General features: G+C 70.7%; 18 protein-coding genes. 11 read left to right on the forward strand and 7 right to left on the reverse strand.

The window, feature by feature from the left end:
* Positions 1-114 precede the first annotated feature (114 nt).
* The 3 genes from AA23TX_RS42475 (at position 115) to AA23TX_RS42485 (ending at position 1,829) form a co-directional block, all read left to right on the forward strand.
* Positions 115-423 carry a WhiB family transcriptional regulator gene (locus tag AA23TX_RS42475; RefSeq protein WP_155548578.1) on the forward strand — a complete coding sequence of 103 codons (309 nt, stop codon included), beginning with the start codon at positions 115-117 and terminating at the stop codon, positions 421-423.
* Between the two features lie 206 nt (positions 424-629).
* On the forward strand, positions 630-983 hold the full coding sequence (locus tag AA23TX_RS42480) for an STAS domain-containing protein (protein WP_155548579.1): 354 nt from the start codon (positions 630-632) through the stop codon (positions 981-983).
* A 57-nt stretch (positions 984-1,040) separates the two neighbouring features.
* Positions 1,041-1,829, forward strand: coding sequence for a metal-dependent hydrolase (locus AA23TX_RS42485; RefSeq protein WP_155549432.1), 789 nt, complete (start codon positions 1,041-1,043; stop codon positions 1,827-1,829).
* On the opposite strand, the gene AA23TX_RS42490 is transcribed toward AA23TX_RS42485, so the two are convergent.
* Positions 1,804-2,223, reverse strand: a complete 420-nt coding sequence (locus AA23TX_RS42490; protein ID WP_155548580.1) for a nuclear transport factor 2 family protein — start codon at positions 2,221-2,223, stop codon at positions 1,804-1,806. The genes AA23TX_RS42485 and AA23TX_RS42490 overlap by 26 nt on opposite strands.
* A gap of 95 nt (positions 2,224-2,318) precedes the next feature.
* Here AA23TX_RS42490 and AA23TX_RS42495 point away from each other — a divergent pair, with 95 nt between their 5' ends.
* On the forward strand, positions 2,319-2,867 hold the full coding sequence (locus AA23TX_RS42495; protein ID WP_155548581.1) for a TetR/AcrR family transcriptional regulator: 549 nt from the start codon (positions 2,319-2,321) through the stop codon (positions 2,865-2,867).
* Here AA23TX_RS42495 and AA23TX_RS50585 read toward each other — a convergent pair.
* Positions 2,770-3,957 carry an MFS transporter gene (locus tag AA23TX_RS50585; protein ID WP_230863054.1) on the reverse strand — a complete coding sequence of 396 codons (1,188 nt, stop codon included), beginning with the start codon at positions 3,955-3,957 and terminating at the stop codon, positions 2,770-2,772. The two genes, AA23TX_RS42495 and AA23TX_RS50585, sit on opposite strands and share 98 nt — an antisense overlap.
* Before the next feature lie 128 nt (positions 3,958-4,085).
* Between AA23TX_RS50585 and AA23TX_RS42510 the strand changes: the two genes are divergently transcribed.
* Both AA23TX_RS42510 and AA23TX_RS42515 read left to right on the forward strand, forming a co-directional pair.
* Positions 4,086-4,412 (forward strand): hypothetical protein, encoded by a 327-nt coding sequence (locus tag AA23TX_RS42510; protein WP_155548582.1) that lies wholly within the window; start codon positions 4,086-4,088, stop codon positions 4,410-4,412.
* A 39-nt stretch (positions 4,413-4,451) separates the two neighbouring features.
* Positions 4,452-4,922 (forward strand): hypothetical protein, encoded by a 471-nt coding sequence (locus AA23TX_RS42515; RefSeq protein ID WP_155548583.1) that lies wholly within the window; start codon positions 4,452-4,454, stop codon positions 4,920-4,922.
* Here AA23TX_RS42515 and AA23TX_RS42520 read toward each other — a convergent pair.
* Positions 4,919-6,556, reverse strand: a complete 1,638-nt coding sequence (locus tag AA23TX_RS42520) for an ABC transporter permease (RefSeq protein WP_155548584.1) — start codon at positions 6,554-6,556, stop codon at positions 4,919-4,921. The two genes, AA23TX_RS42515 and AA23TX_RS42520, sit on opposite strands and share 4 nt — an antisense overlap.
* Positions 6,553-7,449 (reverse strand): ABC transporter ATP-binding protein, encoded by an 897-nt coding sequence (locus AA23TX_RS42525; protein ID WP_155548585.1) that lies wholly within the window; start codon positions 7,447-7,449, stop codon positions 6,553-6,555. The genes AA23TX_RS42520 and AA23TX_RS42525 overlap by 4 nt, the downstream gene beginning before the upstream one ends.
* Positions 7,450-7,543: 94 nt before the next feature.
* Here AA23TX_RS42525 and AA23TX_RS42530 point away from each other — a divergent pair, with 94 nt between their 5' ends.
* Complete coding sequence (locus AA23TX_RS42530; protein WP_155548586.1) at positions 7,544-8,032, forward strand: GbsR/MarR family transcriptional regulator; 489 nt, start codon at positions 7,544-7,546, stop codon at positions 8,030-8,032.
* Here AA23TX_RS42530 and AA23TX_RS42535 read toward each other — a convergent pair.
* The gene (locus AA23TX_RS42535) at positions 8,029-8,592 is read right to left on the reverse strand and encodes a TetR/AcrR family transcriptional regulator (protein ID WP_155548587.1); all 564 of its coding nucleotides are present in this window, start codon (positions 8,590-8,592) and stop codon (positions 8,029-8,031) included. The two genes, AA23TX_RS42530 and AA23TX_RS42535, sit on opposite strands and share 4 nt — an antisense overlap.
* Before the next feature lie 83 nt (positions 8,593-8,675).
* Between AA23TX_RS42535 and AA23TX_RS42540 the strand changes: the two genes are divergently transcribed.
* From AA23TX_RS42540 to AA23TX_RS42555, 4 genes are all read left to right on the forward strand, one after another.
* On the forward strand, positions 8,676-9,284 hold the full coding sequence (locus tag AA23TX_RS42540; protein ID WP_155548588.1) for an NAD(P)-dependent oxidoreductase: 609 nt from the start codon (positions 8,676-8,678) through the stop codon (positions 9,282-9,284).
* Positions 9,285-9,293: 9 nt separating this feature from the next.
* Positions 9,294-9,959 (forward strand): SGNH/GDSL hydrolase family protein, encoded by a 666-nt coding sequence (locus AA23TX_RS42545; protein WP_155548589.1) that lies wholly within the window; start codon positions 9,294-9,296, stop codon positions 9,957-9,959.
* Positions 9,960-10,378: 419 nt separating this feature from the next.
* A complete protein-coding gene (locus AA23TX_RS42550) occupies positions 10,379-10,984 on the forward strand; it encodes an RNA polymerase sigma factor (RefSeq protein WP_155548590.1) in 606 nt (201 codons plus the stop codon).
* Positions 10,981-11,454 carry a carboxypeptidase regulatory-like domain-containing protein gene (locus tag AA23TX_RS42555; protein ID WP_155548591.1) on the forward strand — a complete coding sequence of 158 codons (474 nt, stop codon included), beginning with the start codon at positions 10,981-10,983 and terminating at the stop codon, positions 11,452-11,454. Before AA23TX_RS42550 ends, AA23TX_RS42555 begins: the two co-directional genes overlap by 4 nt.
* Here AA23TX_RS42555 and AA23TX_RS42560 read toward each other — a convergent pair.
* Entirely contained in the window at positions 11,451-12,224 is a 774-nt protein-coding gene (locus AA23TX_RS42560) for a polysaccharide deacetylase family protein (protein WP_439328803.1), read from the reverse strand. The genes AA23TX_RS42555 and AA23TX_RS42560 overlap by 4 nt on opposite strands.
* A gap of 103 nt (positions 12,225-12,327) precedes the next feature.
* On the reverse strand, positions 12,328-12,765 hold the full coding sequence (locus AA23TX_RS42565; RefSeq protein ID WP_155548592.1) for an SRPBCC family protein: 438 nt from the start codon (positions 12,763-12,765) through the stop codon (positions 12,328-12,330).
* Positions 12,766-12,794 lie beyond the last annotated feature (29 nt).

Below are 12,794 nucleotides of genomic sequence, written 5' to 3' on the forward strand. Positions count from 1 at the left end.
TCACGCCCGGTCGCGAGATGCCCGTGGGGTGAGCAAACCAAACCCGGGTTTGATCCGCTCCACCGGCGGGCATGTAGCGATCGACATGCTCATCCTGGGAAAGGCAGGGACGACATGGCTGACGTCAGCCGGCTGCCCAACGTGGTTGCTGAAGAGTGGGAATGGCAGCTGAATGGCTCGTGCCGAGGTGCGGACAGCAGCCTGTTCTTCCACACGGACAACGAACGGGGTTCGGCGCGGGAGCGGCGCGAATCGCGGGCCAAGGCCATCTGCCAGACCTGCCCGGTCCTGGCCCAGTGCCGCACGCACGCGATGACGGTACAGGAGCCGTACGGCATCTGGGGTGGCCTCGGGGAGATCGAACGGCGGCAGCTGTTCCTGCGGCAACGACGGGCGGCCCGGAAGGTGATGAGTGCGCACTGACCAGGCAGGATTCGATCGAACGTGAGCAGTCAGCGCGAAAGGACGGCGGCCGTGGCGGGCTCGGCCGCTTCCTGGGTTAGGGTTGGCCCCGGAGTTGCCTTGACCGTGCCGTCGCGAGCTTCTGGAAAGGCACGGTGACACGGTTGCCGCTTGAGACAGCAGGCGCGTACCCGGCGCAGGAGCAGCGCCTGACGAGGAGAAACTGCATGCCCGCAGCCGACCAGAACGCCACCCCGCCCGGGTTCGGCATCACGCTGGACACCGACGCGACGGAGCCCCGGGTGGTGGTCACCGGCGAGCTCGACCTGCTGACCAGTCCGCAGCTGCAGGAAGCCCTGGCCGGGCTGATCGCGGACAACAGCGCGCAGCGGGTCGTGGCCGATCTGACCGGGGTGACCTTCTTCGATTCCTCCGCGCTGAACGTCGTGCTGCGCGCACAACGCCAGGCCGGCGAGCAGGATGTCGAACTCGAGGTCGTCCCGAGTCCCGCGGTGAGCCGGGTGATCGAGCTCACCGGCGTGGCCGAACACCTGAGCGTGTCGGAGGACCCCCAAGCCTGACCGCCCGCTACGGTTCCGCGGACTGATTTCGTTCGCGGACCTGGGGGCGGCACGATGATGGGGCGGACGCACGCCCTGACCGGCTGGTGCGCGGGCTTGGCCCTGGCGCCCGCGGTCGGGGCTGGTTCGGTGCACCAAGCGGTGGTTTTCGCGGCCACGACAGCGGGGTTCGCCCTTCTTCCCGACCTCGACCACCCCGGAGCGAGCGCGTCCCGTCTGCTCGGTTGGCTGACGGGTGCTTTGTCATGGCTGCTGCGAAGGGTTTCCGCGGGGCTCTACGCGTTGACCAAGGGGCCCCGCGACGAGAACGTGACGGGCAAGCACCGGCACATGTCCCACACGGTGCTGTTCGCGGCGGGCCTCGGCGCGCTGACGTCCTGGGGCACCGAGACCGGCGGGCCGTGGGCGGTCGTCGGCGTGGTGGTCTTCGGGTTGATGCTGGCGGAAGGCGCACTGGGCGACTGGCTGCTGCCGGTGAGCGGCGCCGCGGTGGCCTGGTGGTTCTTCACGGCGCCGCCCGACCGGGCGGGTGAGCTGGAGTCCATCACGGGCTGGCTGGGCGTCGCGGTGGCGGCCGGCTGCCTGACCCACTGCCTCGGTGACGCGCTCACCGAAGCCGGATGTCCTTTCCTGTTCCCGGTTCCGATCGCCGGCGAGACCTGGTACGAGATCCGCCCGCCCAAGGTGCTGCGCTTCAAGACGGGCAAGAAGGTCGAGAAGCGGCTGATCTTCCCGGTGTTCGCGGTGCTCGCGGTCCTGCTGGTGCCGGGGGTGTGGGACCGCTCGGTGAGCACGTTCGAGCGGCTGTTCGTCCCACCGGCTAGTCAGCAGGCGACAACGCCTTGAAGCGCTCGGCCGCGGCGGCGGTGTCGGTGTAGTCGCGGGTGTGCGTGATCAGGCCGTTCTCGATCGTCAGCACCATCACGTACGTGGCCACGAAGCTTTCCCCGGCCATTTCCTGGTGCAGGTCGAACTCCGCGACCAGCACCGCGGGATCGGCCGTCTCGTGCACGACGACGCGATCGGCCTTGGTGACGCGGCGGACCCCGCCCGCGCGGCGGAAGCGTCGGCGCAGTTCCTCGCGGCCGCGGGTCAGCCGCGGCACCCCGGGCAAGGTGAACGGCATTTCGAGGACCACGTCCTCGGCGTAGCAGTCGGCGAGGTCGTCCCAGCGGTTCTCGACGGAGGCGGCCAGGAAGCGGTCGAAGACGGAGCGCGCGGGGGACACGGTGCTGGGCATCGGAATTCTCCTGGAAGACTGGACGTTGATTCGGAACGGTGCACCCGCTTACGACGATACGGAGCGTGCGTTCCGGTTGTCAACGAGGAGAAGACATGGAGAAGATGCGCGCGGACGCGCGGCGCAACCGGGCCAAGGTCCTGGCTGCCGCCGAAGAGGCGTTCGCCGCCGACGGGCTCGCGGTGCCACTCGACGACATCGCGCGGCTGGCGGGCGTCGGGGCCGGCACCGTCTACCGGCACTTCCCCAGCAAGGAAGCGCTCTTCCAGGCTGTCGTGCTCGAACGCATCGAGCAGTTCGCGGAGGAGGCCCGCGCACTCGCGACGGCCGACAACCCCGGCGAAGCCTTCTTCGACTACTTCGTCCGCGTCATCAAGCAGGCATCGCTCAACCGCGCCATCTGCGACGCGCTGGCGGAGACCAGCGGGCACGCCTTCAAGGCCGGAGCGGGCGACGACTTCCGCACCGCGTATGGAGAACTCCTTCGCCGCGCCCAGGCGGCGGGCGCCGTCCGAACGGACATAGACGGCGACGACCTGCGCGCGCTCATCGTCGGCTGCTTGGCCGTCGAGCGGTACGCGCCGGGCAGTGAGCACCTGGTCCGCGTGGTCGTCGACGGGCTTCGCGCGTCAGCCGGGAACTAGAGCCTCTTTCAATGGCGTAGCCACTCGTTGATCGCAGCGATGTGCACAGTCGCTTCGTAGCGAACCGTGAGTTTGTCGAACCGCGTGGCGACGCCTCGGTTGCGTTCGAGCCGATTGATGCCGCACTCGGCCGCGTGCCGCTGCTTGTAGCTCTCCGGGTCGAATGCTGGTGGCCGCCCACGGCCCGGCCGCCGTTGCGGCGATGCCGGACTTGAGCAGAAGGCTGGGGAATCGTGCACGCGATCCCGCGCCGCCGCAGACAGGCCCGGCTGGCGCGGGAACTGCAGGCCTTGTCCGCCAGGACACGATCCGGCCGGGTCCGGGCTCGCCCACCACCGATCCGGGCGACCCGGCCCCTGGCCAGCACCGCCTCGAACTGCGGTGAATCACCAGGTTGACCGGCGGTCACCAGCAACGACAATGGTTTCTGGCCTTGCTCGGTGGCCAGGTGCAGCTTGGTCGTCCAGCCTCCCCGCGACCGGCCCAGCGCGTGGTCGGCCGGTTCGGGCTCGCCGATACCGCCTGGCGGTTCTTTCTGCAGGTCGCCCTCGATGCGGGCGCCTGCGGCATGCTGGTGCGCCCGGTTGATCGTGGAACCACGCTCACCTCCCAAGTGATCAGCCCGCCGGCGTCGGCCCGGGTCTGCAACGCCGCTAAGAACAGCGCCCACACACCGGTGCGCCGGCAGCTGCTCGCGCGTCACCAGGCGGGGGACGTAGGTCTGGTGCGCGATGTCGAAGAACACGCCGAGCAGCCCGACCCCGAGGACGACGGCCAGCAGGTGCGCCAGGCCCAGCACGCCGAACAGCGCGGCCACCGGGATCGACCCGAGCAGCACCGCGCGCCCGGCGTCGGCGGCGATCAGTACCGGACGGTGGCGCATCCGGTCGCACCACGCGCCGACCTGGAGGCCCAAGGCCAGGTAGGGGAGGGACTCGGCCGTCCGCAGCAGGGAGACCTCGAAGACGGACGCGCCCAGCGCGGTGGCCGCGAGCAGCGGAACCGCCAGCACGTCGATCCGGCTGCCGAGCTGGCTCACGAGGTCGGCCAGCCACAGGCGGCGGAAGTCGCGGTTCTGAAGTGCCCCCATGACCTCAACATGGCACACTCAACAAACTTGAGTCAAGTAGACTCAAGGTGCACGGTCTGTAACAACAGCTAAGATCAACACGAGTTAGTCCTCGTACCTGCGCTGCGCGTGGCGAGGGGGGTGCCCGGATGCACGGCCGACCTACCTGGGGCTCCGCCGCGGTGACCGGGCTGGCGGGATTCGCCACCGGGTTGCTGGTGGCCGCGCTGCTCGTCGCGGGGCGGCCCGCCGCCAAGCCCGTCGATGTCGTCACTCCGCCGACCAGCACCGTTCCCGCCGTGCCGGTCACCGTGACCGCTTCCGTGCCGCCGCCCGCCACCGTCACCTCGGTCGAGACCTCGCCGCCGAGCACCACCACCAGCGTCGTCGAAGTGACCGTGACCTCCACGCCGGCCTCGACCGCGCCGACCTCCACCTCGCCCGCTCTTCCGCTGACCAGCGGGTCGCGAGACTGACCCGTGCAACCCGCACGCGCGGAACTCCGTCCAGACGGCATGCGAAGGATTCCGTGGACCGCGGCTCTCCTGCTCCTCACCGCCGGGTGCACCACCACACCGGAGGCCGCGTGCCCGGCCATCGGCACCCCGGTCGGCATCGGCCTGACCGTTCCGGACCCCGCGGGCATCACCCGCGCGACGCTCGAAGCGTGCTGGGGCGACCAGTGCGTCACGCGCCCGGCCGACCTCTTCCCCGAGACGGCCGCGGGCGCCACCACCTGCACCGGGACTGGCCCGGACGGCTCCTGCGGGGCCTCGATGGTCCCGACCGGCGGCCTGCGGGGCTTCGCCGACATCCCGGGCCTGCCGGCCGAGCCGGTCCGGGTCACCGTCCGCTTCGACGACGGCAAGCCGCACACCGTCACCGTCACGCCCGTCTTCAGCCACCCGGGCGGCCCCGCCTGCGGGCAAGGCGGACCGCAGGCCCAGCTCGTGGCCGGGGCCGACCGGGAGATCAGGCCGCGCTAGCCGACGTCGCGGCGCCGCCAGCCCACCAGGCCGGCGACCAAGGCCGCAGCCGCGATCGCCGTGAGCCAGACGAGCGGGGTCGCCACGAGCTCCTGGCCGGGGATCTTCGGCGGGTGCTGGAACGGCGACACGTCCAGCACCGCCTGCGGCAGATTGACGACCGGGCCGAACAGGCTCAGCAGCAGCGCCAGCGAGCCGACCGCCCACGCCGCCGCCGAAAAGCCCGGCAGCAGCCCGAAGATCGTCACCGCCAGCGCGACCACGACCCACGCGGCCGGCAGCTGGACGAGCATCCCGGCGAGGGAGTCGCCGACCGAGCCGCCGACGTCGCCGGTGCGCAACCCGTTGGCCAGTCCCATGAACACCCCGCCCGCCAGCAGCAGCAACGCCGTGCCGAAGAACGCGAACACCAGGTGTCCCGCCGCCCAGCGCAGCCTGCCGACGCTCGTGGCCAGCACCGGCTCGAGCCGGATCGCCGTCTCCTCGCCGCGCATGCGCAGCACCGCCTGGATCCCGTACAACGACGCGACCATCGCGAACATCCCGGCCATCGCGGCGAGGAACGCCTGCGTGAGCGCGGCGCTGCCACCGAGGCGCGCCATGATCTCCTGCGCCTGCGGGCTCGAACCGACCAGACCGCCGATGCCGCTGGCGATCGAGCCGAACACCGCACCCACCACGGCCATCCCCACGGTCCAGCCGAGCAGCGGGCCGCGGTGCAGCCGCCAGGCCAGCGCGAACGGCGTCCGCAGGCTCGCCGCCGCCCGCGCCGGGCCCGGCCGCGGCGGCAGGATGCCGACGCCGACGTCGCGGCGGGGGAGCAGCCAGTACCCGGCCGCGCCGACGACCAGCGCGAAGGCCACCGGCAGCAGGAGCACCCACCAGCGTTCCCCGGCGAACGCGCGGACCTGCTGCACCCAGCCGATCGGCGACAGCCACGAGAGCCAGCGAGCGTCCACAGTGGAGTCCCCGGCGCCGCGCAGCAGGAACGCGGCCCCGACGACGGCCGTGCCGATCCCGTTGGCTGTGCGGGAGTACTCGGCGAGCTGGACGGCGACCGCCGCGACGGCCGTGAACACCAAGCCCGACAACGCTTCCGCCGCGCCGAAGGCGAGTGAGCCCGCCGCGGGCAGGCCGGCGCCGACCATGCTGCCGGACTGGATCAGGCCGATCAGCACGCTCGCCCCGCCGGCCACCAGGACGGCCGACGTCAGCGCCGCGTACCGGCCGACGACCGCGGACGCGAGCAGCTCCGCGCGGCCCGTGTCCTCCTCGGCGCGGGTGTGGCGGGTGACCGTGAAGACCACCATCAGCCCGGTGAGCAGGGCCAGGAACCCGCACATGCGCCAGGAGATGAAGCCGCCGGCGGTGGTCAGGTCGAACGGCGGCCCGTAGAGCAGCGCGTACGACGGGTTGGTGTTCGCGCCGGCCTGCAGCGCCTGCCGGTCGGCCACCGTCGGGTAGAACTGCTCGAACGTCTTGACCGTGCTGGCCGGGACGATGCTGAGCAGCACGATCCAGATCGGCAGGACGACGCGGTCGCGGCGCAGCGCGAGCCGGGTGAGGTGCCAGGTGCCGGCCAGTTCGTGGGCGGGCGCGACCTCGGCCCCGGCACGGGAGAGCGTCGCGGTCATTTCGCGCTCGCTTCGGTGGTGTAGTGCCGCAGGAACAGCTCTTCCAGGGTCGGCGGCTGGCTGACCAGGCTGCGGACGCCGACCTCGGTCAGCCGGCGCAGGGCCTCGTCGAGCGAGCGCGTTTCGACGTCGAACCGGACGCGGTTGCCGTCGACCTTGAGGTCGTGGATGTTGTCCAGCTTCGCGAGCCCGTTCGGCGGCCCGGCGAGCTCGGCGGTGATCGACGTCCGGGTCAGGTGGCGCAGCTCGGCCAGGGTGCCGGATTCGACCGTGGCGCCGTTGCGGATGATGCTGACCTTGTCGCACAGGGCCTCGACCTCGGCGAGGATGTGGCTGGAGAGCAGCACGGTCCGGCCCTGCTCGCGCTCCTCCTGGATGGCGTACTGGAACGTCGCCTCCATCAGCGGGTCGAGGCCGGACGTCGGCTCGTCGAGGATCAGCAGGTCGACCCGCGACGCGAGCGCCGCGACGATGGCGACCTTCTGCCGGTTGCCCTTCGAGTACGTCCGCCCTTTCTTCTTCGGGTCCAGGTCGAACCGCTCGATGAGGTCGGCGCGGCGTTTCTCGTCGAGCCCGCCGCGCAGGCGGCCGAGCAGGTCGATCACCTCGCCGCCGGAGAGGTTGGGCCAGAGGTTGACGTCGCCGGGCACGTAGGCCAGGCGGCGGTGCAGGCTCGCGGCGTCCTTCCAGGGGTCGCCGCCGAGCAGCCGGACGTCCCCCGAGTCCGCGTGGAGCAAGCCGAGCAGGACCCGGACGGTGGTCGACTTCCCGGCGCCGTTCGGGCCGAGAAAACCGTGCACTTCCCCAGTAGGTACCTGCAGATCGAGGCCGTCGAGGGCCTTCGTCCGGCCGAACGACTTGTGGAGGCCGGAGATCGCGATGGCGTTTCCCATGATTCGGAAGCTACACTGATTTCACTAAGTTGTGAAGTTAAGAAAATGTCTAGATCGAGTGATCATGCTGGGGGCGATACGGGAGGATGGGCCGATGACGACGCCTGACACGAAGCGAGATGAAGACGCCGTCCGCCGGTACGTCGAGAGCCTGGGTCTCGTGCTTTCGCAGATCGGGATGCCGCGCATGTCCGCGCGGGTCTTCGCCGCGTTGATGACCACCGACGAAGGCCGCCTGACTGCCGCCGACCTGGCCGCGCAGCTGTCGGTCAGCCCGGCCGCCGTCTCCGGCGCCGTGCGCTACCTCGAGCAGATCGGCCTGGTCGCCAAGGAGCGCGAGCCCGGCGAGCGCCGTGATCACTACCGCCTCTTCGACGACCTCTGGTACGCCACGTTCCTCAAGCGCGACCGCATGATCATCATGTGGCGCGACGCGGCCGAGAACGGTCTCGAAGCCCTCGGCGAAGACTCGCCGTCCGGCAAGCGGCTCGCCGAGATGCGGGACTTCCTGTCGTTCATGCTGGAAGAGCTCAACGGCATGTACGAGCGCTGGCACAAGCTCCGCGAGGAGAAGAACGCCTAGAGCCCGGCGAGCAAGGTGTCCGCGAGCCGGCCGGCGAGGTCGGCCGGCTCGGTTTCTTCGTACGAGGCCAGGAACGCCTGCTGGAAGCACGCGCCGAGGAGCAGGGAAGCGGCCGCCTCGACATCGGTGTCCGCTTCGAGGCGCCCCAGCGAGACCTCGGCGCGCAGGTAGTCTTCGACGCCCTTCAGCGGGATGCGCGGTCCGGCGCCACCCACGCGTTCCCGGTGCGAACGCAGCAGGTCCCGTGACGAGAACATCGAGATGGCGATCGGGAAGCTGTCGGCGTAGAACGCCAGGGCGAGCCGGGCGACGCGGGCGAGGTTGTCCCGCAGCGGCGCCCGCCCGGGGTCGGCGGTCAGCTCGGCCAGGGTGGCGCCCAGCGCCGGCAGCTCGTCGGCCAGCACGCTGAGGAACAGGTCGGTCTTGTCGCGGAAGTGCTTGTAGAGCATGGCCTCCGAGTAGCCCGCGGTCCGCGCGATGACCTTCGTGGTCGCCTGGGCGTAGCCCTGCTCGCGCATCACCTTCGCGGCCGCGGCGACGATCTCCTCACGGCTTCCCATGGCGGCTCCTGAGTGCGTTCTCAGTGTGGTTAGTGAACACTCACCCTACCTGGTGAGTGTTCACTAACCGAGGAGGAACCACCATGAAGATCACCGTGCTGGGTGCGACCGGCGGAGTCGGCACCGAGGTCGTCAAGCAAGCGCTGGATCGCGGCTGGGACGTCACGGCCGTCGTCCGCGACCCCGCGAAGCTGACGCTGCCGGCCCGCGTCGTGGTCGCCGGACTCGGTGACCACGACCAACTCGCCGCCGCGATCGAGGGACGCGACGCCGTGGTGTCCGCGCTGGGCTCCCGCGACCGCGGGCCGACGACGGTCTGCGTCGACGGCGCCCGCGCGGCGATCGGGGCCGGGGCGAAGCGCCTGCTGGTCGTCAGCGCCAGCGGCATGCACACCGAGGGAGACGGCTTCTTCACCCGCACGCTCGTGAAGCCGCTGCTCAACACCTTCCTCAAGCACGGCTGGGCGGACATGCTCGCGATGGAGGCCGTGGTCACGGCGGCCGATCTGGACTGGACGGTGGTCCGCCCGCCGATGCTGCTCGACGGCCCGCGCACGGGCAAGGTCGTGAGCCGGCTCGACGGGAACGTCCGCACGTTCACCATCCGCCGCGCCGACGTCGCCGCGTTCCTGCTCGACGCCGTGGCGGACCCCACGCTGATCAGGGCGAAGGTCTCGATCGCCCACGGCTAACGTCGAAGCATGGTGATCCTCGCGCAGGCCCTCTACGTCAAGCGGAAGACCCCGCGCCTCCCCGGCGCGGCCGGACCCACCGAAGGGCTCGTGGCGGGGACCGGGACCCCCTTTCGGTTGGCCGTCCTCGGCGAGTCCACAGTGGACGGCGTCGGCGCGCGGGACCACGAGGAAGCGCTCACCGGCTGCCTGGCCCGCGAGCTGGCGCACGACGGCCGGGCGGTCCGCTGGCAGGCCGTCGGCCGGACCGGGGCCAACGCCCGGACCGTCCGCGCCGAGCTGGTCCCGCTGGTCCGCCCGGCCGACCTGGTCGTGATCGCACTGGGGGTCAACGACACCATCGAGCTCCGGTCGGCCGCGGGCTACCGCCGTGACCTGCTGGAACTGGTCGTCACGCTGCGGCGGCGCCTCGGCCCGGTCGACGTCCTCCTGGCCGGCGTGCCGCCGATGTCCCGCTTCCCGGCGCTGCCGAGGCCGCTGCGGGACGTCCTCGCGGCGCGCTCGACCGCTCTCGACGCGGCCGCGGCGACCCTCACCCGGATCCCGGGCGTCCGGCACCTGCCGATGGACCCCGCGCTGCTCGATCCCGCGGCTTTCGCCTCCGACAACTTCCACCCGGGGCCGGCCGGCTACGCCCGCTGGGCCCGGACCCTCGCACTCTCCGTGATCACCTAGCCGCACTGCGTCGATCTTCAAAAAAAGTTCTCGGTTCGTGTATCTGGCGGTTCCGCCACCGCGTCCTGTGGGGCAGCCGAGCACGAAATGGGGAACGCGGCAGGGGGTGCCGAGTTCGGAAATGCGCGGTGGCCGGGAGCCGAGGGGGCTTCCGGACACCGTCGGCCGGGTGCCCTTCGGGGGAGGGGACATCCGGCGGGGCCCGTTGGGGAGCGGGCCCTTGAGGGAGGGGAGTATCGGCCGGCGCGGGTCCACTCGCGCCGGCCGGTGCCTCCCCCAGTCGTCATTGACCGGAAGCGCGACCGACGAAGTAAGTGACCTTGATGTATCCGAGATCCACCTGCACGCTCCTTCCCCCCGAAGGACCCGCGATACTGCCGAAGCCGACTCGAAGACTTTTCCGAAGAGGGGCAGATACCGTGACCGACGTGCAAACCACAGAGGTAGACCCGCCTTGGGAGGGCTTGACCGGCGCCGAGTTGCACGCTGCGTGCATGCAGGCCGCCCGGGACGGTGACCGCCGCGCGATGGACCGCCTCGTCGCCGAGCTGACGCCGCTCGTCTGGCACGTCGCCCGGGCCAACGGCCTCGACCGCTCGATCGCCGAGGACGTCGTCCAGACCGTGTGGCTCGCCCTCTTCAGCCAGCTCGGGAAGCTCAGAGACCCCAAAGCCCTCGCCGCGTGGCTGATCACGACCACCCGGCGCGAGGCCACGCACCCCTTCGGCCGCCGCATGCAGCCCGTGCCGCTGAGCGACGAAGTCGCCGAAGCCATGCCGAGCACCCAACCGGCACCCGAAGACGAAGCCGTCCGCGCCGACCGCGACCGCCGGGTCTGGCGCGCCTTCGTCCGGCTGCCCCACCGCTGTCAGGACCTGCTCCGGTTGACCGTGCTCGCGGGTCGCGCGGAGTACCAGCTCGTCGCCGAGGCACTGCGGATGCCACGCGGCAGTGTCGGACCGACCAGAGGGCGCTGCCTCGACCAGATGCGCGATCTCCTCGCCAGTGAAGGGGGAAGCCGATGAACGACCTCGGAACGCCGGGCGAGGCCTTTTCCGATGACCTGATCCTGGCCGGCATCGGCCGCTTCCTCGACGAGCTGGACCCGCCACCGGGTGACCTGGTGCAGCGGGTCCAGTTCGCGCTCGCGCTCGAAGACCTCGACGTCGAGGTCGCGAGGTGGGAGCGGATGGACGACCTGGCCGGTGTCCGCGGCGGCGGCACCGGGACGATCACCTTCACCGTCAGCGACCTGACGGTGATGATCAACCTGACCAAGATGGGCAAGCTGCACCGCATCGACGGCTGGCTGGTGCCGGCCGGTCAGTACGGCGTCGAGGTGCGGGTCGCCGAGCACGGGACGTCGTCCACGACCGCCGACGAAGGCGGCCGGTTCGTGCTCGACAACGTGCCGCGCGGGACCACGCAGATCCTCGTGCACCTCGGTGACGTCACGTGCCGCCGGACGGTCGTGACGCCGACCGTGGTGCTCTAACCCAGGAAGTCGGCGAGGGGGACGGGCGTCAGTCCGTCCTTCTTCGCCTGCTCGACGAACGCCGTGTAGTCCTCTTTGAAGGTCTTCCGGAAGTGCATGAGCACGATGTCGCCGGGTTTGAGCTTGTCGCCGGCCTGGAACTGGACGTGCCCGTCGTTGACCGCGGCCGTCCACAGCACCGCGACGCGCATGCCGCACGCGGCCGCCGCGCGCAGCGTGGTCTGGTCGTAGTTGCCGAACGGCGGCCGGAACAGCGATGGCCGCACGCCGAGGCTCTTCTGGAAGTCGTCCGCGTCGTCGCAGATCTCCTTGCGCTGGAACTCGAACGGCTTGCCCTTGAGGTTCGGGTGGTCGACCGTGTGGTCGCCGAGCGTCGCGCCGGTGGCGTCGAGGATCTGCTTGAAGTAGGCCTCGTGGCCCTTCACGTACTTCTCGTTCAGGAACAGCACCGGGTGGGTGCCGTTCTGCTGCATCAGCTTCAGCGCGTCGGGGTCCTTGACCGCGCCGTCGTCCATCGTGAGGAAGACGTACGGCTTGTCGGTGGTGATCCGGCGGACGACCGGGACCTGGCCGTCCGCGATCGCCGGCGCCTTCTGCTGGACCGTGCCGAACGGGTACGGCGCCGACGTCGTCGCCCCCGGCCCGCCGCCGGGTGCCGGGTTCGGCTGGCTCGCGCCGGCCTCCGGTTCGGCCGGCTCGTGCGCCGAGCAGGCCGTCAGTGTCGTCCATGCCAGTGCCGCGGCGACGGCCACGGCTGCGACGCGCTTCATCCCGCATCCCCCTTCCGCGTAGCGAAGAACTACACGAACGGGTGACGTTGGGGTGGGGCATTAAGTTGCGTCGACTGATCTTGTGTGGCCGGAGCCACCCAGCTCAGCGTCCTTTTTCGGCCGCCTTGACCAGCTTGCCGGAGAACAGCCGGATCACCCGTTCGAGTCCGGCCGCCACGATCGGGCCGCTGCCCTTGACCGGCTCGGTGAACGAGCCCGTCCAGCGCAGGTGCGTCCCGCCGTCGGTGGTGGGCGTGCAGACCACCTCGGCGCGGTAGTCCTTGATCGGGTTCGCGCCGAAGAACGTGTAGACGTGCTTGCGGCCGGGCTCGTACTCGACCGTCTCTTCGCGGATCAGCACCGGCCAGAGGCCGACCTCGCGGACGGCGCCGACGCCGGGGCCCGGACGCTTCCAGCGGGCCTGCACGATGAGTGGCTTTCCCCACTCCGCCCAGCGCGGTCCGTCGGCTTCGCGCTCGAACAACGCCTCCGGTGGCGCGGTGCTCGTGCGGTTGACCTCGAAAGAGAACTTGCGGCCCACCGGAACCTCCCACGTTGTTGACAGATTGA

Source organism: Amycolatopsis camponoti, from assembly GCF_902497555.1.
In the GTDB taxonomy this organism is placed as follows: domain Bacteria; phylum Actinomycetota; class Actinomycetes; order Mycobacteriales; family Pseudonocardiaceae; genus Amycolatopsis; species Amycolatopsis camponoti.

What these genes read in the sequence shown, in the direction of transcription:
- AA23TX_RS42475 (WP_155548578.1), top strand. Translation starts at nt 115, where the DNA reads ATGGCTGACGTCAGCCGGCTGCCCAACGTGGTTGCTGAAGAGTGGGAA.
- AA23TX_RS42480 (WP_155548579.1), top strand. Translation starts at nt 630, where the DNA reads ATGCCCGCAGCCGACCAGAACGCCACCCCGCCCGGGTTCGGCATCACG.
- AA23TX_RS42485 (WP_155549432.1), top strand. Translation starts at nt 1,041, where the DNA reads ATGGGGCGGACGCACGCCCTGACCGGCTGGTGCGCGGGCTTGGCCCTG.
- AA23TX_RS42490 (WP_155548580.1), bottom strand. Translation starts at nt 2,223, where the DNA reads ATGCCCAGCACCGTGTCCCCCGCGCGCTCCGTCTTCGACCGCTTCCTG.
- AA23TX_RS42495 (WP_155548581.1), top strand. Translation starts at nt 2,319, where the DNA reads ATGGAGAAGATGCGCGCGGACGCGCGGCGCAACCGGGCCAAGGTCCTG.
- AA23TX_RS50585 (WP_230863054.1), bottom strand. Translation starts at nt 3,957, where the DNA reads ATGGGGGCACTTCAGAACCGCGACTTCCGCCGCCTGTGGCTGGCCGAC.
- AA23TX_RS42510 (WP_155548582.1), top strand. Translation starts at nt 4,086, where the DNA reads ATGCACGGCCGACCTACCTGGGGCTCCGCCGCGGTGACCGGGCTGGCG.
- AA23TX_RS42515 (WP_155548583.1), top strand. Translation starts at nt 4,452, where the DNA reads ATGCGAAGGATTCCGTGGACCGCGGCTCTCCTGCTCCTCACCGCCGGG.
- AA23TX_RS42520 (WP_155548584.1), bottom strand. Translation starts at nt 6,556, where the DNA reads ATGACCGCGACGCTCTCCCGTGCCGGGGCCGAGGTCGCGCCCGCCCAC.
- AA23TX_RS42525 (WP_155548585.1), bottom strand. Translation starts at nt 7,449, where the DNA reads ATGGGAAACGCCATCGCGATCTCCGGCCTCCACAAGTCGTTCGGCCGG.
- AA23TX_RS42530 (WP_155548586.1), top strand. Translation starts at nt 7,544, where the DNA reads ATGACGACGCCTGACACGAAGCGAGATGAAGACGCCGTCCGCCGGTAC.
- AA23TX_RS42535 (WP_155548587.1), bottom strand. Translation starts at nt 8,592, where the DNA reads ATGGGAAGCCGTGAGGAGATCGTCGCCGCGGCCGCGAAGGTGATGCGC.
- AA23TX_RS42540 (WP_155548588.1), top strand. Translation starts at nt 8,676, where the DNA reads ATGAAGATCACCGTGCTGGGTGCGACCGGCGGAGTCGGCACCGAGGTC.
- AA23TX_RS42545 (WP_155548589.1), top strand. Translation starts at nt 9,294, where the DNA reads ATGGTGATCCTCGCGCAGGCCCTCTACGTCAAGCGGAAGACCCCGCGC.
- AA23TX_RS42555 (WP_155548591.1), top strand. Translation starts at nt 10,981, where the DNA reads ATGAACGACCTCGGAACGCCGGGCGAGGCCTTTTCCGATGACCTGATC.
- AA23TX_RS42560 (WP_439328803.1), bottom strand. Translation starts at nt 12,224, where the DNA reads ATGAAGCGCGTCGCAGCCGTGGCCGTCGCCGCGGCACTGGCATGGACG.